Source organism: Roseateles sp. P5_E1, assembly GCF_054049335.1.
Genome location: NZ_JBFUMN010000027.1, coordinates 1 through 20124 on the forward strand (window position 1 = coordinate 1; position 20124 = coordinate 20124).

Below are 20124 nucleotides of genomic sequence, written 5' to 3' on the forward strand. Positions count from 1 at the left end.
CACCGTGACAGCGCTGGAGACGGTGCCCTGGGCCGCGACGCAGCGCTGGGTGGCTCGCCCGCAGAACATTGGCAAGGCGTCGACCGCTGGTGTCGAGTTGGAGGCGCGCTTTCGCCTCGATGAGTATTTCGAGGGTGCACTGCCCATCAATGTGCGCAGCAACTTCAGCGTCTTCACGTCCAAGGTCGACGGCATCCCGGGGCCGAACAACCACATCGACGGCCAACCCAAGGGCACGGCCAACCTGGGAGCCGACTACCGGCTGCGCTCCGTGCCGCTGACCCTGGGCGCCTCGCTGAACTGGACGCCGTCGACCACCATCCAGCAGACGCTGATCACCGAGACCACGGCCAGCCGCAAGGCCGTGGTCGACGCGTTCGCGCTGTGGGCCATCAACACCGAACAGTCGCTGCGCCTGTCGGCGACGAATCTGTCGGCGATGGACTACTTCACGGGCTCGGTCATCGCCACGGGCGATCAAGTCATCACGTCGCGCAGCGGCGGGCCAAGCTACGTGCAGTGGCAGCTGCGCTGGGAGATGAAGATCTGAGCCGAGACGGCTAGCGCGTGAGCGAGAACGCGCTGACGGCAGTGACCAGGCGCCCGGCCTGGTCCTTCAGGCTCTCAGCCGCTGCGGCGCTCTCTTCCACCAGCGCGGCGTTCTGCTGGGTGACCTGGTCCATCTGCGAAACGGCGTCACCCACCTGACCGACGCCGGTGCTCTGCTCGCGGCTCGCCACGCTGATTTCGGCCACGATGCCACTGACCCGCCCGATGGCTTCGACGACGTCGCGCATGGTGTCTCCGGCCCGGTCGACCAGCGCCGAGCCCTTGCTGACGTGGGTCACGCTGGAGTCGATGAGGCCCTTGATTTCCTTGGCCGCGACCGCGCTGCGCTGTGCCAGCGTGCGCACTTCTCCGGCCACCACGGCAAAGCCCCGGCCCTGCTCCCCGGCGCGGGCGGCTTCCACGGCCGCGTTCAGCGCGAGGATGTTGGTCTGGAAGGCGATGCCATCGATGGTGCCAATGATGTCGGCCATCTTTCGGGAGCCGGCATCGATGTCGCGCATGGTGGCGATGACGTCGCTCACCACGGCGCCGCCCCGGGCCGCGACGCCCGTCGCCGTCTTGGCCAGTTCGCTGGCCTGTTCGGCATGGTCGGCGTTATGGCGCACGGTGGTACCCAGTTCCTCCATCGTGGCCGCCGTCTGCTGCAGGGCACTGGCCTGCTCTTCGGTACGCTGGCTCAGGTTGGCGTTGCCCGACGCGATCTGCGTTGAGCCGGTGGCGATGGATTCCGACGCCTCGCGCACTTGCTGCACGATGCCGGCCAGGCTGTCGCGCATGGCCCCCAGCGATGCCAGTACGCTGCCGACCGGTGCGCGCTCGCTGCCGGCCACGGGGCTCAGGTCGCCGTCGGCAACCTTGGTCGCGGCCGCGCTCAATTCGGCCGGCTCGGCCCCGAGTGCCCGTGACAGGCTGCGCACGATGAGGGCGCCACTGACGGCGGCAAGCACCAGGGCGCAGGTGACGACAGCCAGGAAGCCGTTGCGCTGGCTGCTGACCCGCACTTGCGCCTGTTCAATCAGCTCTTCGGCGCGCTGCGCGGTGTAGTCCGAATACGCGCTCGACGCCTGCACCAGTTCGGCCAGCAGGGGACGGCACTGCTCGTTCATGCGCAGCACGGCCTCGTCGCGCTTTTGCTCCAGCGCCAGCTTGACGATTCCCAGGGCCACCGGCGCGTATTTCTGCTCGACGCGGACGATGTCGGCGATCAACGTCTTCGCCTTGGCCGACACATCGGCGGCCTCGGCCATGTGTTGGAGCCGGCCGAGTTGCTCGGAGGCCGTGGCGTGCGCCTTTTCCACCCGGGCCCTCTCGACATCCAGATCCTGCGGCTGCGTGACCAGCACAAGGTTGCGCGCTGCGATGGCGCGCTCGTCCACGGCCAGCCGTACCGCGTTGGCGACGCGCATGCGCGCGTCAATGCCTGTGACGTAGCCCTCGAAGGCCTCCGCCTCGGTTTGGAGAGCCCGCCAGGCGAGCCCCGCGATCAGCAGCAGCAGCGCCACCACGGCACCGAAGGCGAGGATGAGTCTTGCGCGGACGGTCAAAGAGGAGAAGTTCATGGTGGCTCTTCGGGCTGGCCAAGGCGATGCCGAAAGTTACCCGAGAGACCTGATATCTGATTTATTTGGCAGCCATGAGGTGCAAACAATGCCACGGATCAGTCATTTCTCGCCGCACCACCCCCCATCAAGCACGAGATCTGTTGATGCTGCGCATTGGCGATCCTGTCACTCTGCTCGCAGGTTTTCGCCTGGCGAACCTCGGCACAGCATTGGGCGGCTGCCTGCCTGCCGGGAGTCGGCGACGTGACACTGGCGGCCGCGCGATACAGAAATGGCTCGGCCGCACGCAGTACGGCCAGGACCCGCACTTCAACGGCTGGCTGCAGGATTCCCGCATCTACGGCGGCGCGCTGGGTGCCGCGCAGGTGCAGGCCCTGGCCTGAGCGCGCACATCGTCAGCCGGCACGCTGGCTGGTCGTCACCCAAGGCCCCGTGAGGCCGTCGAGCTCGCAATCCCACAGCGCTTGCGCATCCATCTCATCGACCACACCTTCGCCGTACACCTTCAAAGCCAAGCTGCGCAGCATGATCACCATGCCCCGCACAAACGCCGCGCGGCCCGCCTCCCCAGCCACGCCGAGCAGCACAGAAGCATCGAGCTTCACGTAGTCCAGCCCAGCTTGGTAGAGCTTCTCGACCTGCGCCAGCCCAGCGCCGGCATGCTCCAGGCCCAACTTGACCCCAAGTGGCCGCAGCTGGCGGCCGAACTCCAGCAGACGCTCGAAATGCTCGGTTGCGGCAGCCTCGGCCAGGTCCAGCAACAACGAGCGCGCCGGCTGCGGCCATTGCGCCAGCAGCTCGCGCAGTTGCGGCAGGAAGGCCGCGTCGGCCAGCGACACCGGCGCCACATTGATGCAGCGCGCCTTGCCATCAGCAGCGATGGCCTGCAGGGCCAGACCGACGGCGAGCAGGTCGACATGCGCCGTCATGCGCGCCCGCACGGCCAGCGGCAGCCAGGCCGAGGCGGGTTGGAAGTCTTCATCGAGGCGCAGTTGCAGCGGGCACTCCAGATGCAGCACGCGGCCGGCGCGGTCACGCACCGGGAACTCGACCAGGCGGCCACGCTGCTGGCTGACGGCCTCCTGCAGCTGGGCACGCCACAGGCCCTCGCCCTGCTCGCGGCCAATGCCGGGGTCGGCCACGATCTCGACGACAAAGCCACCACGCGCCTCGCTCTGGTGCTCGGCCCGGGCCAGCGCGGCATCGGCCTCGCCCAGCCAGACGTTGCTCGGCCGCTCGCGTGGCAGCTCGACGGCGCCGAGCGCCACCTGCACACCGGGCCCGAAGGCCGGCAGGCTGGCACGCAGCGCATCGGCCAGCGCATGGGCCGTCTCGGCGGCCACGCCCTCGGCCGGCAGCCACAGCGCGAAGTCGCCGCCGTTCAGGCGGCCGACGCGGCAACCGGCCACCGACTCGGGATAAGCCTGCAGGGCCGAGACGACGGTCAGCAATACATCGTCGACAGCGCCCCGGCCCAGGCGGGCATTCAGGCCGGACAGGTCACGCAGGCGTACCAGCACCAGGCCAGCCACCGCCGGGCCGTCGTCGCGGCGCAGGGCCGCGTCCAGCTCGGCCAGGAAATGCTTGCGGGTGGAGACGCCGGTCAGCGGGTCGTGGTGCACCTGCTCGCGCAGCACCAGCAGCTGGCCGGCCTGGGCCTCGAAGAGGTCGCGCACGCGCTGCACCATCGCGTTCATGGCGCGGGTGAGGCGCTGCAGTTCCGGCACGCGCGGCTCGACGACCTGGCCATAGCTGCCGGCAAGCACGCCCTCGGCCTGGGCCACGGCGGCGTCCAGCGGGCGGCGGATGCGCCGCAGGCCCGCCCAGGCCAGCACGGCCGCGACGATGCCGACGATGAGCAGCCAGGCCAGCAGGCGCCGCGAGGTCAGCCACAACGCGTCATGGGCGTAGCTGGAATGGCTCTTCAGTTCGACCGCACCGATGGCGTTCCAACCGTTGGACAGCTGGGCCACACCGGACGCGGCTTCGATGGGCAGCATGGCGCGGAACCAGGCCGGCGCCTGGCCCGGGCGCGGCGCCTCGGCACGCTCGAACAAGGTCTCACCATTGGCGCCACGCCAGCGCACGAATTCGTAGGCGCCGGTATCGAACTGGGCCGACACCAGCAACTTGATGAGCTCACGGTCGCCCTGCTGCTGCGACAGGGCGAGGGCCAGGGCCTGGGCGTTGTCGGCGTTCTTCAGCTCCAGTTGGGTGTGCATCAACTGCCGCGCGGAGACCATGGACAGGCCGACCGCGCCCACCAGCGCGGCCAGCACCACGCCAAGCACCAGCCAGGCGATCTGCCGCATCAACGACATGTCTCACTCCCGTTCACAAGAATCCCTCTGCTCTCACTTTGGCCACCAGCTCGCGCCACAGCGACAGGCGCGCCAGCGGGTCACCCGCCGTCACCTGGCCCACGCCCTGCCACAGGCCCTCGGTGTTGAAGCTGAACACCGGCGTCAGGTCGGTGCGTTGCGACGCGGGCAGCACCTCGGGCCGCAGGTTGTCCAGGATCAGCGGCTCGGCGCCCGGCTGGGCATAGTAGGCCAGCACCATGTGGGCGAGCGACTGGCCCTGCAGCCGCGCCCGCACATAGACCATCCTCAACTTGGCCGTCGGCACGCCCGTGGCCGCCAGGCCGAAGTATTTGGCGATGGCGTAGTCCTCGCAGTCGCCGGCGCGTTTTTCCAGGCTTTCCAGCGGCGAGGCCCAGTAGTCCGGCAGGTTCCAGGTGACGGCGTCGTCCTTGAAGGCCAGGCGGCGGTTGAAGAAATCGTTGATGTCCTTGAGCCGCTGCAGCTCCTCGCTCACGCCGCTGCGCTCGATCTGCTGCACCAGGGCCTGGGCCTGCTCGACGACGCGGGGACCGCGGGCGGCGGCAGCTTCCAGCACACGCGCCGCGTCATAAGCCGCCAGCGCCAGCACCGGCCCGGCCACCAGGACGGCCAACCACCACCGATGCCGACGAAGGGCGAAAGCGACGCGAGGCGGGGAAGTGGGCAAGATTGACGGCGGGCTGCAGTTGAATTCACTGTACCCGGCCGGCACATGTCCGAAGCGCCATAAGATTTTTGGATGATGCAGAACCCGGCACCTTCCCACGACCTGCGCACTCGTGCGCAGCAGATCCGCGACGACATCGACCAGTCGCGCCGCCGCGGCCCCCTGCAGCAGATCCAGATCCCGCCCTGCCCCGAGCTGCTGGCTCAGCTGCAGCAGGCCATGAGCCAGCCCGAGCCTGACCTCAACCTCGTCGCCCGCATCGCCTCCAGCGACGTGGCCATGGCCGCCACGCTGCTGCGCATTGCCAACGGCCCGCTGTTCAAGCCCGTCGGCCTGCCCTGCACCACCGTCGGCCAGGCGATGACGCGCATCGGCCTGCGCGAGAGCGTGGCCGTCATGACGGGCTTCCTGGCCCARCACGCCATCCCCGTCAACGCGCCACAGCTGGCGCGCTTCTGGGAGCGCAGCACCAAGCGCGCCATCGCGATGGCCATCATTGCCCAGCAGCTGCCAGGCCTGTCGCCTGACCTGGCGCACAGCTTTGGTCTCTTCCTGCACGTTGGCATGCCGGTGCTGATGCAGAGCGTGCGCGGCTATGCATCCACCATGGTGGAGGCCGGCGCTCGCATCGACCGCCCCTATATCGCCACGGAAAACGCCAACCACAAGACCGACCATGCCGTCGTCGGCGCGCTGGTCGTGCGCGTTTGGAACCTGCCGGCGCCGCTGATGTCGGCCATCCGCCTGCACCACGACTTCGCGGCCCTCGGCCACGACGGCATTGAGCCTGAGATCCACACGCTGATCGCCGCCGGCCTGATCGCCGAGCATCTGATGCGCCGCCACGAAGGCCTGCCCGAGGACGCCGACTGGGCCGGCCACCACCAGGCTGCGATGGCCTGGCTGCACATCGACTGGGAAGAGCTGGCCCAGTGGGAAGAGGCCATCAGCGCGCAGTTCGATGCGGCTTAGGTTCCCGCGCCTGCGTGTCATCGTGCTGGTCGCCATGGTGGTGGCGGCACTGGCTATCGTCGGCTGGTGGGCGTTCGGCCCGTCCGGCGTCGCCGTCGAGTTGACCAAACGCAGCTGGCGCATGGAGATCATCGTCGAGCGGCTGCGTTCCGAGTCCGGCTCGGACTGGTGCGACGAGCTTCCCGAGGGCGCTTTCGACATCAGCCGCCGCACCATCGCCGATCCCACCGGCAAGCGCGCCGAGCCGGGCGAGCATTGCCGCTACAACGTCCTGGCCTGGCGCCGCAGCTGGATCGTCAAGAACGAGGGCGGCCCCGGCGAGCGCCCCGACTGGCCGCGCCCGCCGCTGCGCATGGCGCCACCCGGCCAGCCCGGCAGCGAGCGCCTGAGCAAGCGCGAAGCCTATTTCGAGATCGAGCTGCGCGACCGCGAGGACCATGCCTGGGTCTGCCGCGTCGACCCCGAACGCTGGCAGCAGCTGCGCGTGGGCATGCGCTTTCGGATCCCGGTGGACCGCTTCGGCACGGCGAACTGCCCGGCGATGTATCCGTCGAATATCTAGGCCTTCGCCGCCTTCCAGCGCTTCAGGATCTCCGCCTCCTGCTCGGGCGTGAAGGCCATCTTCGTGCTACAGGGCGCAGCAGCACCAGTCGTTGCAGTCGTGAGGTCAGCGCCGTCATGGCGCGATTGGCGCACCGGTGGATTGCCAGGGCGATTCGTCACGGTGGGTAAGTCCGTGACGCGCGGCATGGGTCAGCGCTTGTCCGGCTGCGGGCTGCGCCCTTCGATCAGCGGCAGCAGCGCTCGCGTACCTTCGTACAGATGCTCGAACAGCTTCTTGACGCGGGGCACCTGGCGCAGCTCCACGCGGGTCAGCAGCCACAGCTCGCTGCGCCAGTCGCGCGGCGGATCGAACACGCGCTTCAGCTCGGGGTCGGCATCGCCGAGATAGCAGGGCAAGGCACCCAGGCCCATGCCGGCGCGCACCAGCTGGCGAACATGGGTCAGGCTGTTGGTGCGCACCGCCACCTGGCGGCCCAGGCCCTGGCCCTCCAGCCAGCGGGCCGATGCCAGGTGGGCCAGCTCCGCGTCGACACCCACCCAGGGTTGCAGGTCCAGGGTCTCCGCGCTGACGCCGCCCAGCTTGCGGGACGCATAGACCGTCGCCTCGACACGCGCCAGGCGGCGCCCCACCAGCGACTCCGGCGGCGGGCCGCCGGAGCGCAGCGCGACATCGGTCTCGCCCTGCTGCACGTCCAGCAGCGCGTTGCCGCTGCGCACCTGCAGCTGGACCTGATGCCGGGCCTGGTAGCTGGCTAGCAGCGGCGGCAGCAGGGCCTGCATCCAGGTATCGGCCGCGCTGAACCTCAACAGACCACCGGGCCAAGCCTGCCGCCCCCGCAGGCTCTCGGTCACGACATGCAGCTCACGCCCCATGCGGCGCGACAACTCGACCAGCTCGGCCCCGGCGCGCGTGGCCACATAGCCACCACGCAGGCGCTCGAACAGCCGCAGGTCCAGCTTCTGCTCCAACGCCCGCAGCCGCCGGAACAGCGTCGCATGGCTCAAGCCACCCGCGCCGGCCGCCTTGGCCAGGCCGCCATGCTGGGCGATCAGTTGCAGCAGGCGCAGGTCGTCCCAGTTCAGGTCGTTGATGATGGGCGCTGTCATGGTCATCAATTTTGCAATGCCAAATTGCAAATTCGCACACGCAGGAGGCTCAGTGCGTTCCTAGACTGCAGGCCTTCCCAGCACAACAAGAAACCACGCCATGTCGATGTACGAACAGCTTCCCTTCCAGCCCGCCAACCGTGGCGAGATCGACCGCGTGGTGGCCGACTTCCCGCTGGCCACCCTCGTCAGCGCCGACGAGGGCCGGATGCTGGCCACGCCGCTGCCGTTGATCCTGGAGCGCGATGCGGCCAGCGGCGAAGCGCGGCTGATCGGCCATCTGTCGCGTCGCAACCCGCAGTTCGCCCTGCTGCAGCGCCAATCGCGCGCCCTGGCCACCTTCACCGGTGCGCAGGGCTATATCGCCAGCAGCTGGATGGACAACCGCCGCTACGCACCGACCTGGAACTACGAGTTCGTCCAGTTCGAGCTGGACGTCAGGATCGAGGACAGCCCGGAACAGCTGCTGCGTGCGCTGGAGCTGCTGAGCGCCCATGTCGAAGCACCCTACCCCAATGCCTGGCGGCCGGCCGAGATGGGGCCGCGGCTGGAGCAACTGGCGCAGTACATCGTGCCCTTCAGTGCCCGCATCCTGGAGACCCGCGCCCAGTTCAAGCTGGGCCAGGGCGACCCAGCCGATGCGCGGGCCGACGCCTACGCCGGCCTGTCCCGCTACGGCGGCCATCAACTGGCCGCCGCGATGCGGCGGCATGAAGAGCTGGTGCGGGAGGCCGCGCGCTAGGGCTCGGGTCTCACCGCCCTCAGCATCTGCTGCCACAGCGGCGCATAGGCCGCGTTGGCAATGCCTTCGCCATGCGGCTGGCCGCCAGGGCGCAACGGCAGGTCCAACGCATGAACCTGGGCCGGCGGGATCCCCAACAGGCGATAGCTTTGCGCCAGCAGGTCGGCGGCCGTCTCCTGCACGTGGTAGGTCGCATGCCAGCGTTCGGGCGGCGTGACGCTGGCACGGCGATACCAGCGGGCCAGTTCGCCGCCGGCCTCGCGGTCCCAACCGCCGGAGAAGTCCAGCACGCCGGCCACCGAGCGCGTCTTGGCGATGAAGGCGGCCATGCCGCCGCCTTGGGACTGGCCAGCCAGCACGATGCGGCTCCAGCGTGGCTCATCGCCATCAAGGTAGCCGACCCATTGGCCAGCCGGATCCTGCTCGGCCAGATGGCGCAGCAGCCGGGTGAGCCGCGGCACGATGGCATCCTCGGGCCGGTCATCAATGGGCCCCGCGGTCGCGTCGCCCCAGACGCGTTGTTGGCGGAAGGCCGCGGCGCAGGTCGGATGGGCCTGCAGCCGCGGTCCCTTGCAGACCTGCGATACGGCCACATCGTCCAGATAGGACAGGCCGACCAACCGGAAGCCGGCGGATCGCACCGCCTGGAAAAGGCCCTTCGGCCCGCTGGCGGGATGACCGTTGGTACCCGGCAACCAGACAAGCAGGGGCTCGGTCACCGCCGGGTCGTAGACCACCCAATGCGGCGGCTCATCGGCCTTGAGCCGCGCATCGGTGGCCTGCGGCGCGACCCGCAGCGAACGTTCCTCGGCCTGTGCCGAGAGCGCCAGCAGCAACGCCGCCCCCAGCAACAGACGACGCATCGCTGCTTACTTCTTGCGCACCGGCGGCACGTCCGTGCAGGAGCCGTGCGCCACTTCCGCGGCCATGCCCAGCGACTCGCCCAGCGTCGGGTGCGGGTGGATGGTCTTGCCGATGTCCACCGCGTCCGCGCCCATCTCGATGGCCAGCGCGATCTCGCCGATCATGTCGCCGGCATGCGTGCCGACGATGCCGCCGCCGATGATGCGGTGGCTTTCCTCGTCGAAGAGCAGCTTGGTGAAGCCTTCGTCGCGGCCATTGGCGATGGCGCGGCCCGAGGCCGTCCACGGGAACAGGCCCTTGGTGACCTTGATGCCCTTGGCTTTCGCCTCGTCCTCGGTGATGCCCACCCAGGCCACCTCGGGGTCGGTGTAGGCCACGCTCGGGATCACGCGGGCGTCGAACTGGCTCTTCTTGAGCTTCTCGTCACCCAGCAGTTCGCCAGCGATGACTTCCGCCGCCACGTGGCCTTCGTGCACCGCCTTGTGGGCCAGCATGGGCTGGCCGACGATGTCGCCGATGGCGAACACGCTGGGCACATTGGTGCGCATCTGCACGTCGACCGGGATGAAACCGCGATCACCGACGATGACGCCCGCGTTCTCGGCGCCGATCTTCTTGCCGTTGGGCGTGCGGCCCACGGCCTGCAATACCAGGTCGTAGCGCTGCGGCTCTTTCGGGGCACCCTCGCCTTCGAAGGTGACCCAGATGCCATCGGGCTTGGCTTCGGCGCCGACCGTCTTCGTGTTCAACATGATGTTGTCGAAACGGTGAGCGTTGAACTTCTGCCAGACCTTGACGAGGTCGCGGTCGGCGCCGGTCATCAGCGTGGGCAGCATTTCGACGACGTCCAGGCGCGAGCCCAGCGTGGAGTACACGGTGCCCATTTCCAGGCCGATGATGCCGCCGCCGACGATGAGCATCTTCTCGGCTTCGACCTGCATCTCCAGCGCGCCGGTCGAATCGACGATGCGCGGGTCGTCGGGCAGGAAGGGCAGGCGCACGGCCTGCGAACCGGCCGCGATGATGAGGCGCTTGAAGGCCACGGTCTGCACCGCGCCGGTCTTGGCCTGGCCCACGGCGCCTTCGGTCGCTTCGACCTTGAGGTGTTGCGCGTCGATCAGCGAGCCGACGCCGCGCAGCACGGTCACCTTGCGCATCTTGGCCATGGCCGCGAGGCCGCCTGTCAGCTTGCCCGTCACCTTGTTCTTGTGGGCGCGGAGCTTGTCGATGTCGACTTCCGGCTCACCGAAGGCCACGCCGAGGTCGGCCATGTGGCTGACTTCGTCCATGACCGCCGCGACGTGCAGCAGCGCCTTGGATGGGATGCAGCCGACGTTCAGGCAGACGCCGCCGAGCGTTGCGTAACGTTCGACGAGAGCAACCTTCAAGCCGAGGTCGGCGGCGCGGAAAGCGGCCGAGTAACCACCAGGGCCGCCGCCGAGGACGACGAGGTCGAAGGCCTGGTCGGCGCTGCCCGAGTAGGTCGCGGCGACCGGGGCKGGTGCGGCGGCCACAGGCGCCGGGGCAGGCGCAGCCGGTGCCGGTGCGGGCGCAGCGGCTTCAGCCGAGTCCAGCGTCAGCACGACCGAACCCTTCTTGACCTTGTCGCCGATCTTGACGCGCAGCTCCTTCACCACGCCGGCAGCGGATGACGGGATCTCCATCGACGCCTTGTCGCTCTCGACGGTGATGAGGCTCTGCTCGACCTTGACGGTGTCGCCAGGCTTGACCAGCACCTCGATGACGCCGACTTCGTCGAAGTCGCCGATGTCAGGAACTTGAACTTCCACGATTGCCATGTGTTCAGCTCCCGACTTAGAGCGCGATCCGACGGAAGTCGGAGAGCAGCGAAGCAAAGTAGACGTTGAAGCGAGCAGCCGCAGCGCCGTCGATSACGCGGTGGTCSYAGCTCAGCGACAGCGGCAGSATCAGGCGCGGCTGGAAGGCCTTGCCGTCCCACACGGGCTCGATCGAGCTCTTGCAGACGCCCATGATGGACACCTCGGGCGCATTGATGATGGGCGTGAAGTACTTGCCGCCGATGCCGCCGAGCGACGAAATCGAGAAGCAGCCGCCGCTCATGTCGGCCGGGCCCAGCTTGCCGTCGCGGGCCTTCTTGGCCAGATCGCCCATTTCCTGGGTGATCTGGAAGATGCCCTTCTTGTCGGCGTCCTTGATGACGGGCACGACCAGGCCGTTGGGTGTGTCCGCCGCGAAGCCGATGTGGAAGTAGTTCTTCAGGACGAGCGTGTCGCCATCCAGCGAGCTGTTGAACTCGGGGAACTTCTTCAGCGCCGCGACGGCCGCCTTGATCATGAAGGCGAGCATCGTGACCTTGATGCCGGCCTTCTCGTTCTCCTTGTTCAGCTGGACGCGGAAGGCTTCGAGGTCGGTGATGTCCGCGTCGTCATGGTTGGTGACGTGGGGGATGACCACCCAGTTGCGGTGCAGGTTGGCGCCCGAGATCTTCTTGATGCGGGACAGTTCCTTGCGCTCGACGGGGCCGAACTTCTCGAAGTCCACCTTGGGCCAGGCGAGCACGTTCAGGCCGGAACCGCTGCCACCACCGCCGGCGGGCGCGGCGGCCTTCTGCGCGGCAGTCTGGAGCTGACCGGACATGACGGCCTTGACGAAGCCCTGCACGTCGCTCTCGACGATGCGGCCCTTGGCGCCCGTGCCCTTCACTTCGGCCAGCGGCACGCCCAGCTCGCGGGCGAGCTTGCGGATGCTGGGCGAGGCGTGGGGCAGCTTGCCTGTCGGAGCAACCGGCTCGTGCGGCGGCAGCGCCGCCGTCGGCACGGTCTTGGTCTCCGCCGGTGCGGCAGCTGGGGCTGCTGCGGCAGGCGCCGACGCGGCCACGGGCGCTGCTGCGGCCGGCGCAGGCGCAGGCGCACCACCGGTTGCGGCCACGCGTGCCAGCGGCGAGCCCTTCTTGACCTTGTCGCCGACCTTGACGAGCAATTCCTCGACAACGCCGGCATGCGACGACGGAATCTCCATCGATGCCTTGTCGCTCTCGACGGTGATGAGGCTTTGCTCGACCTTGACGGTGTCGCCGACCTTCACCAGCAGCTCGATGACGGCCACCTCGTCGAAGTCGCCGATGTCCGGCACTTCGATGGTGACCGGGCCGCTGCTTTGCGCAGGGGCCGCCGGTGCCGGCGCGGGTGCTGCGGCAGGCTCGGCCGCCGGGGCGGGGGCTGCAGCAGCAGGCGCCGGCGCAGCGGCCGCAGGCGCGGCAGCACCCTCGGCTTCAACCACCACCAGCACGCTGCCTTCCTTGACCTTGTCGCCCACGGCGACCTTGATCTCCTTGACCACGCCGGCCTGCGACGACGGGATCTCCATCGACGCCTTGTCGCTTTCGACGGTGATCAGGCTCTGCTCGACCTTGACGGTGTCGCCGACCTTGACGAGCACCTCGATGACGCCGACTTCATCGAAATCGCCGATGTCGGGAACCTTGACTTCAACCAATGCCATAACCCATATCTCCAATGTTTGCGGATGTAGTGCCTTCCCAAGCGGCACCCGTGGAACTGGCTTTGCCAGGCCACCGGGTGCGCCCCCTCGAGGGGGAGGCGCGTCAGCGCCTCGGGGGTGGGCTATGCATACAGCGGGTTGATCTTGTTGGCGTCGATGCCGTACTTGGCAATCGCCTCAGCCACGCGCTCGACCGGGATCGCACCGTCATCGGCCAGTGCCTTCAGCGCAGCGACGACGATGTAGTGGCGGTTGACCTCGAAGTGCGCACGGAGCTTGGAGCGGAAGTCGCTGCGGCCAAAGCCGTCCGTGCCCAGCACCTTGTAGGAGCGGCCCTTGGGGATGAAGGCGCGGATCTGCTCGGCGTAGTTCTTCATGTAGTCGGTCGACGCGATGACCGGGCCCTTGGTGTGGCCCAGCTGCTGCGTCACGAAGGGCACGCAGGCCAGTTCGGTCGGGTGCAGCAGGTTCCAGCGCTCGGCGTTCTGGCCGTCGCGGGCCAGTTCGTTGAAGCTCGGGCAGCTCCACACATTSGCGCCCACGCCCCACTCTTCTTCCAGCAGCATCTTGGCGACCTGGCTTTCGCGCAGGATGGTGCCCGAGCCCAGCAGGTTCACGCTGACCGGCTTGCTGGCGTCGGCTTCTTCCAGCAGGTACATGCCCTTGAGGATCTGCTCCTCGGTGCCGGCCTTGAGCCCTGGCATCGGGTAGTTCTCGTTCAGCAGGGTGATGTAGTAATAGACGTTTTCCTGGTCTTCCACCATGCGCTTCAAGCCACGCTGCATGATGACGGCGACTTCGTGGGCGAAGGTCGGGTCGTAGCTCACGCAGTTCGGGATAGTGCCGGCCAGGATGTGGCTGTGGCCGTCCTCGTGCTGCAGGCCTTCGCCGTTCAGCGTCGTGCGGCCGGACGTGCCACCCAGCAGGAAACCGCGCGCCTGCATGTCGCCGGCGGCCCAGGCCAGGTCACCGATGCGCTGGAAGCCGAACATCGAGTAGTAGACATAGAACGGGATCATCACGCGGTTGTTCGTCGAGTACGACGTCGCCGCGGCGATCCACGAAGCCATGCCGCCGGCCTCGTTGATGCCTTCCTGCAGCACCTGGCCGGCCTTGTCCTCGCGGTAGTACATGACCTGGTCGCGGTCGACCGGCGTGTACTGCTGGCCCGCGGGGTTGTAGATGCCGATCTGGCGGAACAGGCCTTCCATGCCAAAGGTACGTGCCTCGTCAACGAGGATGGGCACCGTGCGCGGGCCCAGTTCCTTGTCGCGCAGCAGCGTCGTCAGGAAGCGCACATAGGCCTGGGTCGTCGAGATCTCGCGGCCTTCGGCCGTCGGGTCCAGCACGGCCTGGAAGGTGGCCAGGTCGGGCACGTTCAGTTTTTCGTCGGTTTTGGCGCGRCGCTTGGGCAGGTAGCCGCCCAGCGCGTTGCGGCGCTCGTGCAGGTACTTCAGTTCCTGCGAGCCTTCGGCCGGTTGGTAGAACGGGATCTTGGGCAGGTCTTCGTCCGACACCGGGATGTTGAAGCGGTCGCGCATCGCGCGGATGTCGTCGTCCTGCAGCTTCTTGGTCTGGTGGGCGGTGTTCTTGCCTTCACCGATCTTGCCCATGCCGAAGCCCTTGACGGTCTTCACGAGCAGCACGGTGGGCTGGCCGACGGTGTTGACGGCCTTGTGATAGGCCGCGTAGACCTTCTGCGGGTCGTGGCCGCCGCGCTGCAGGCGCCAGATGTCCTCGTCGCTCATCTTGGAGACGAGTTCCAGCAGCTTGGGGTGCTTGCCGAAGAAGTTCTTGCGCACGAAGGCGCCGTCATTGGCCTTCATGGCCTGGTAGTCACCGTCGACGGTGTCCATCATGACCTTGCGCAGCAGTTCGTCCTTGTCGCGCGCCAGCAGCGGGTCCCAGTAGCCGCCCCAGATCAGCTTGATGACGTTCCAGCCSGCGSCGCGGAASKYGCCTTCSAGYTCCTGGATGAYCTTGSCGTTGCCGCGMACCGGGCCGTCMAGRCGCTGCAGGTTGCAGTTGAYSACGAAGATCAGGTTGTCGAGCTTCTCGCGCGCGGCCAGGCCGATGGCGCCCAGSGATTCCGGCTCGTCCATCTCGCCGTCGCCCAGGAACACCCAGACCTTGCGCTTGCTCGTGTCGGCAATGCCGCGGGCGTGCAGGTACTTCAGGAAGCGCGCCTGGTAGATGGCCATCAAGGGGCCCAGGCCCATCGAGACGGTCGGGAACTGCCAGAAGTTCGGCATCAACTTCGGATGCGGGTAGCTGGACAGACCCTTGCCGTCGACTTCCTGGCGGAAGTTGATCAGCTGTTCTTCGGTGATGCGGCCTTCCATGAAGGCGCGCGCGTAGATGCCGGGGGCGCTGTGGCCCTGGATGTAGAGCAGGTCGCCGCCGTGCACGCCGTCGTCGGCATGCCAGAAATGGTTGAAGCCGCAGCCCAGCATGGTGGCCAGCGATGCGAAGGAGCTGATGTGGCCGCCCAGGTCGCCACCGTCCTCGGGGTTGTGCTTGTTGGCCCGCACCACCATCGCCATGGCGTTCCAGCGCATGTAGGCGCGCAGGCGTTCCTCGATCTCGATATTGCCCGGGAAGCGCTCTTCCTGGTCGGGCGGGATGGTGTTGACGTAGGCCGTGTTGGCCGAGAACGGCACTTCGATGCCGGCCTGGCGGGCGTGGTCGATCAGGGTCTCGAGCAGGAAGTGGGCGCGGTCGCCACCTTCTTCGCCGATGACGGCCGAAAGGGCATCCAGCCACTCACGGGTTTCCTGTGGGTCTTGGTCGTTCGCGGCGGCGCCGAGAAAGTCTTGCGGCTGGGCTGACATGGCCGTGTCTCCTAATAAATCCGCCTCTGCGGGCGAAAGTGGCAGTTCTAACAGGTGCGAGGTGCGGACCCAGGCCCGCGAGCGGGGCGGAGTGTCTCACAGGCTCGAGCACTTTCCCAAATGGTGCGAGGTGATTTCTTATTATGAAATCAACGAGGCCGGCATCGGCCCGGATAATTGCGCATGCCCCCTGTCTCTGCCTCGCCCAACCGCAGCCAACGCTGGCTCGCCACGATGCGCCGCCTGGTCGCCACCTGGTGGTTCAAGCAGTCGCCGTCACGCCAGGACCGCCTGGCCACGCTGGGCCCGCTGATCTCCGTGCTGCTCTTCCTGGCGGCCATCATTTCGGCCTTCTGGTACCTGCGCAATGAAGAAATCGAACGCGAGACCGAGTCGGTCAAGCGCGACACAGAGATCGCCCAGCAGCAGATCCGCCTGCGCCTGATCGAGAACCAGGAGCAGCTCGTGCGCATCGCGCGCGAGGTCGTCACACGGCAGATCGACGCGCACGAGTTCTCGGCCCAGGCCCAGGCTTTTGCGCGCGAGCGGCCCGAGCTGACGCACGTGACCTGGCTGAGCGCCAAGCGCGAGCGCCGCAGCAGCGTCGGCGCGGCGGGCTTTCAGGCCGACGGGCTGATGTCGGCGGACGGCGGCGACCCGTCCATGCCCATGGCCAACCAGTCCAACGCCGCGGCCATCGCTTTCGAAGCAGCCAAGGACCGCCGCCAGCCGGTCTATTCGCCGCCCTTCGCCGATGCCAACGGCGTCACCGTCTTTCAGCTGCACATCCCGCTGATCGACCGCGGCGGCTTCGCCGGCGTGCTGATCGCCGAGTACACCGTCGAATCGCTGCTGCGCTATTACGTGCCCAGCGAAGTCGCCACCCGCCACAGCATCGCCGTGCTGGATTCGCGCGACCAGGTCGTCAGCAGTACCGTCACGCCCATGCCGGGCCAGGTGCTGCGCCGCGCCTCGCTGCTGCACGACGTGCCGCTGGCGCCGGCACTCAATGGCCTGGTGCTGCGCGGCCAGGGCTGGCGCACTTCCATCGGCCTCATCAACAACGCACTGTTCTGGCTGGTGCTGGCGCTGGCGGGCATGACGGTGTGGATGCTGCTGGGCACCTGGCGCCACATGCGCCGGCGCACGCAGATCCAGAACGCGCTGACGCTGGAAACCAACTTCCGCCGCGCCATGGAGAACTCCATGCTGACCGGCATGCGCGCCATGGACATGGACACGCGCATCACCTACGTGAACCCGGCCTTCTGCGCGATGACAGGCTTCTCGGAGGCCGACCTCGTCGGCCGCACACCACCCTACCCGTTCTGGCCCGTGGACCGCCGCGAGGAGAACGCCCGCCTGCTGCAGCAAGAGCTGCAGGGCCGCAGCCCGTCGGGTGGGGTGGAGGTCAAGATCCAGCGCAAGGACGGCAGCCAGTTCGATGCCCGCGTCTATGTGTCGCCGCTGGTCGACACCAAGGGCAAGCAGACCGGCTGGATGACCTCGATGACCAACATCACCGAGGCCAAGCGCGTGCGCGACCAGCTCTCGGCCTCGCACGAACGCTTCACCACCGTGCTGGAAGGGCTGGACGCCGCCGTGTCCGTGCTGTCTGTGCAGCCGCCCGAGCTGCTGTTCGCCAACCGCAGCTACCGACTGTGGTTCGGCGCAGACCCGGCCGGGCACGCACTGCTGGCCGGCGGCCATCTGCTGGGCACGACCAGCCGCCGCGGCGGCCTGGACGACGGCACTGACGAAGTCGATGACTATTCCGGCCTGCCCGCCGAGGCGCTGACCGAAACCGGCTCCGACCCGCGCGAGGTCTATGTCGAGTCCCTGGCCATGTGGTTTGACGTGCGCGCGCGCTACCTGCAATGGACCGACGGCCGCCTGGCGCAGATGCTGATCGCCACCGACATCACGATGCGCCGCCACGCCGAGGCCCAGGCCGCGCTGCAGGCCGACAAGGCCCAGGTGACGAGCCGGCTGATGACCATGGGCGAGATGGCCTCCAGCGTCGCCCACGAGCTGAACCAGCCGCTGACCGCCATCACCAACTACTGCAACGGCATGGTCAGCCGTGTGCGAAACGACAGCATCGACAAGGATGCGCTGATGGCGGCACTGACCAAGACAGCCAAGCAGGCCGAGCGCGCCGGGCAGATCATTCACCGCATCCGCAACTTCGTGAAGCGCAGCGAACCGCAACGACAGCCCGCCAACGCCGCAGACATCGTCGAAGACGCGGTCGAGCTCGCCGGTATTGAGCTGCGCCGGCGCAACGTGGCCATCCACACCTATGTCGCCCAGCGCCTGCCGCAGCTGATGGTGGACCCGATCCTCGTCGAGCAGGTGCTGATGAACCTGCTGAAGAATGCCGCCGAAGCGATCGACAACGCCTCGCTCCCGACGTCGCGCCGCCACATCGAGCTGCGCGTCATCCCCAAGCACAGCGCCGAGCTGGGCGGCCAGATCGAGTTCTCGGTCACCGACATGGGGCCGGGTTTGCCCGATGAAGTTCTGTCGCGCATGTACGAGGCCTTCTTCTCGACCAAGGCCGATGGCCTGGGCATCGGCTTAGGGTTATGCCGGTCTATCGTCGAGTCCCACCAGGGCCGGATAAAAGCCGAGAACCTCTACAATGGCTCCTTGGTCGTCGGCTGCCGATTTGCATTCACGATTCCGGTCACCATCACCTCAGAACACCTGCGTCAGGAAGCCTCACCAGGCACTCCCGGCAGCGCTCAGAGAACAGAACCCACAGCACCATGAGCTTGATCCCCAAGAAGGGCAACGTCTACGTTGTCGATGACGACGAAGCGGTCCGCGACTCCCTGCAGTGGCTTCTCGAAGGCAAGGATTACCGGGTCAAGTGCTTTGATTCCGCCGAATCCTTCCTCGCCCGCTACGACCCCCGCGAGGTCGCCTGCCTGATTGCCGACATCCGCATGGATGGCATGACCGGCCTGGAACTCCAGGACCGCCTCATCGAACGCAAGAGCCCCCTGCCCATCGTCTTCATCACCGGCCACGGCGACGTGCCCATGGCGGTGCAGACCATGAAGAAGGGCGCGATGGACTTCATCGAGAAGCCCTTCAAGGAAGAAGAGCTGCTGGCCCTGGTGGAGCGCATGCTCGACCAGGCCCGCGAAGCCTTCTCCAGCCACCAGGAAGCCGCCAGCCGCGACGCCCTGCTGGCGCGCCTGACGACGCGCGAAGCGCAGGTGCTGGAGCGCATCGTCGCCGGCCGCCTGAACAAGCAGATCGCCGACGACCTCGGCATCAGCATCAAGACGGTCGAGGCGCACCGCGCCAACATCATGGAAAAGCTCAACGCCAACACCGTGGCCGATCTGCTGAAGATCGCATTGGGTGCCACGGCGAAGGCCTGACCTCCACTGACTACCGGAAGGCCGCTGAACTCTCAGCGGCTTTTTGCTTTCTGAATTTTGAACACGGCCACAGAGGCACAGAGACACAGAGAAATTCAAGGTTTCTCTCTGTGTCTCTGTGCCTCTGTGGCTTTGTTTTGCAGTTTTTGAACGGACCCACACTGCCATGACCGCCCAACTGATCGACGGCCTCGCCCTCTCCAAATCCATCCGCGCCGAGGTCGCCACCCGCGCCGCGGCCCTGACCGCCAAGGGTGTGCAGCCCGGCCTGGCCGTCGTCATCGTCGGCGACGATCCGGCCAGCCACGTCTACGTGCGCAACAAAGTCAAGGCCTGTGCCGACGCCGGCCTGCATTCGGTGCTGGAGAAGTACGAAGCCAGCTTCAGCGAGGCCGAGCTGCTCGCTCGCATCGATGCGCTCAACAACGACCCCAGCATCCACGGCATCCTGGTGCAGATGCCCCTGCCCAAGCACATCGACCCGCACAAGGTCATCGAAGCCATCGCGACGAGCAAGGATGTGGACGGTTACTCGACGCTGAGCGCCGGCGAGCTGATGACCCAGCTGCCGGGCTTTCGGCCCTGCACGCCCTATGGCTGCATGAAGCTCATCGAGAGCACCGGCTTCGATCTGCGCGGCAAGCATGCCGTCGTCATCGGCCGCAGCAATACCGTCGGCAAGCCCATGGCCCTGCTGCTGCTGCAGGCCAATGCCACGGTCACCGTCTGTCACAGCSCCACGCCGGACATCGGCCACCATACCCGCCAGGCCGACGTCGTCGTCGCCGCAGTCGGGCGCCGCAACATGCTGACCGCCGACATGGTCAAGCCGGGTGCAGTCGTCATCGACGTGGGCATCAACCGCAACGACGAGGGCAAGCTCTGCGGCGACGTGGACTTCGACGGCGTCAAGGAAGTGGCTGGCTTTATCACGCCCGTGCCCGGCGGCGTGGGTCCTATGACCATTGCCATGTTGCTGGTCAACACGCTTGAATCTGCGGAACGCGTCGCCAAGTCTGCTTGAT

The 20124-nt window shown here is 67.3% G+C and carries 17 protein-coding genes; 8 read left to right on the forward strand and 9 right to left on the reverse strand.

Translation table 11 applies throughout. The features are described from left to right. The coding region (locus ACXJKJ_RS18900; RefSeq protein ID WP_457391598.1) for a TonB-dependent receptor domain-containing protein at positions 1-550 on the forward strand (550 nt) is incomplete at its 5' end. A 10-nt stretch (positions 551-560) separates the two neighbouring features. Here ACXJKJ_RS18900 and ACXJKJ_RS18905 read toward each other — a convergent pair. Beyond that, complete coding sequence (locus tag ACXJKJ_RS18905; RefSeq protein ID WP_457391600.1) at positions 561-2129, reverse strand: methyl-accepting chemotaxis protein; 1569 nt, start codon at positions 2127-2129, stop codon at positions 561-563. Positions 2130-2275: 146 nt separating this feature from the next. Here ACXJKJ_RS18905 and ACXJKJ_RS18910 point away from each other — a divergent pair, with 146 nt between their 5' ends. Beyond that, the gene (locus ACXJKJ_RS18910; RefSeq protein WP_457391601.1) at positions 2276-2515 is read left to right on the forward strand and encodes a hypothetical protein; all 240 of its coding nucleotides are present in this window, start codon (positions 2276-2278) and stop codon (positions 2513-2515) included. A 12-nt stretch (positions 2516-2527) separates the two neighbouring features. Here ACXJKJ_RS18910 and ACXJKJ_RS18915 read toward each other — a convergent pair whose 3' ends face one another. Further along, on the reverse strand, positions 2528-4453 hold the full coding sequence (locus ACXJKJ_RS18915) for a bifunctional diguanylate cyclase/phosphodiesterase (protein ID WP_457391603.1): 1926 nt from the start codon (positions 4451-4453) through the stop codon (positions 2528-2530). A gap of 13 nt (positions 4454-4466) precedes the next feature. Beyond that, on the reverse strand, positions 4467-5087 hold the full coding sequence (locus ACXJKJ_RS18920) for a transglutaminase-like cysteine peptidase (RefSeq protein WP_457323484.1): 621 nt from the start codon (positions 5085-5087) through the stop codon (positions 4467-4469). Positions 5088-5213: 126 nt separating this feature from the next. Here ACXJKJ_RS18920 and ACXJKJ_RS18925 point away from each other — a divergent pair, with 126 nt between their 5' ends. Next, positions 5214-6113, forward strand: a complete 900-nt coding sequence (locus ACXJKJ_RS18925; protein WP_457391604.1) for an HDOD domain-containing protein — start codon at positions 5214-5216, stop codon at positions 6111-6113. Further along, entirely contained in the window at positions 6103-6675 is a 573-nt protein-coding gene (locus ACXJKJ_RS18930; RefSeq protein ID WP_457391605.1) for a hypothetical protein, read from the forward strand. Before ACXJKJ_RS18925 ends, ACXJKJ_RS18930 begins: the two co-directional genes overlap by 11 nt. Here the strand turns inward: ACXJKJ_RS18930 and ACXJKJ_RS18935 are convergent. Next, a complete protein-coding gene (locus ACXJKJ_RS18935) occupies positions 6672-6836 on the reverse strand; it encodes a hypothetical protein (RefSeq protein WP_457391607.1) in 165 nt (54 codons plus the stop codon). The two genes, ACXJKJ_RS18930 and ACXJKJ_RS18935, sit on opposite strands and share 4 nt — an antisense overlap. A gap of 30 nt (positions 6837-6866) precedes the next feature. Further along, positions 6867-7784, reverse strand: a complete 918-nt coding sequence (locus ACXJKJ_RS18940) for a LysR family transcriptional regulator (RefSeq protein WP_457391609.1) — start codon at positions 7782-7784, stop codon at positions 6867-6869. 100 nt (positions 7785-7884) lie between these two features. Between ACXJKJ_RS18940 and ACXJKJ_RS18945 the strand changes: the two genes are divergently transcribed. Then, positions 7885-8526, forward strand: a complete 642-nt coding sequence (locus ACXJKJ_RS18945; RefSeq protein WP_457391610.1) for an FMN-binding negative transcriptional regulator — start codon at positions 7885-7887, stop codon at positions 8524-8526. Here ACXJKJ_RS18945 and ACXJKJ_RS18950 read toward each other — a convergent pair. The 4 genes from ACXJKJ_RS18950 to aceE form a co-directional block, all read right to left on the reverse strand. Further along, entirely contained in the window at positions 8523-9389 is an 867-nt protein-coding gene (locus tag ACXJKJ_RS18950; RefSeq protein WP_457391612.1) for a BPSS1187 family protein, read from the reverse strand. The genes ACXJKJ_RS18945 and ACXJKJ_RS18950 overlap by 4 nt on opposite strands. A 6-nt stretch (positions 9390-9395) precedes the next feature. Beyond that, positions 9396-11189: a dihydrolipoyl dehydrogenase gene (lpdA, locus tag ACXJKJ_RS18955; RefSeq protein ID WP_457391614.1), complete on the reverse strand. Its 1794-nt coding sequence runs from the start codon at positions 11187-11189 to the stop codon at positions 9396-9398. A 16-nt stretch (positions 11190-11205) separates the two neighbouring features. Continuing rightward, the gene (gene aceF / locus ACXJKJ_RS18960) at positions 11206-12873 is read right to left on the reverse strand and encodes a dihydrolipoyllysine-residue acetyltransferase (protein ID WP_457391615.1); all 1668 of its coding nucleotides are present in this window, start codon (positions 12871-12873) and stop codon (positions 11206-11208) included. A gap of 122 nt (positions 12874-12995) precedes the next feature. Continuing rightward, the gene (gene aceE / locus ACXJKJ_RS18965; protein ID WP_457391617.1) at positions 12996-15704 is read right to left on the reverse strand and encodes a pyruvate dehydrogenase (acetyl-transferring), homodimeric type; all 2709 of its coding nucleotides are present in this window, start codon (positions 15702-15704) and stop codon (positions 12996-12998) included. A 183-nt stretch (positions 15705-15887) separates the two neighbouring features. Between aceE and ACXJKJ_RS18970 the strand changes: the two genes are divergently transcribed. From ACXJKJ_RS18970 to folD, 3 genes are all read left to right on the forward strand, one after another. Continuing rightward, a complete protein-coding gene (locus ACXJKJ_RS18970; protein WP_457320874.1) occupies positions 15888-18479 on the forward strand; it encodes a PAS domain S-box protein in 2592 nt (863 codons plus the stop codon). Further along, positions 18476-19099 (forward strand): response regulator transcription factor, encoded by a 624-nt coding sequence (locus tag ACXJKJ_RS18975; RefSeq protein WP_056195018.1) that lies wholly within the window; start codon positions 18476-18478, stop codon positions 19097-19099. The genes ACXJKJ_RS18970 and ACXJKJ_RS18975 overlap by 4 nt, the downstream gene beginning before the upstream one ends. 166 nt (positions 19100-19265) lie before the next feature. Next, a complete protein-coding gene (gene folD, locus ACXJKJ_RS18980; protein WP_457391619.1) occupies positions 19266-20123 on the forward strand; it encodes a bifunctional methylenetetrahydrofolate dehydrogenase/methenyltetrahydrofolate cyclohydrolase FolD in 858 nt (285 codons plus the stop codon). The last annotated feature ends 1 nt before the right edge of the window (position 20124 follow it).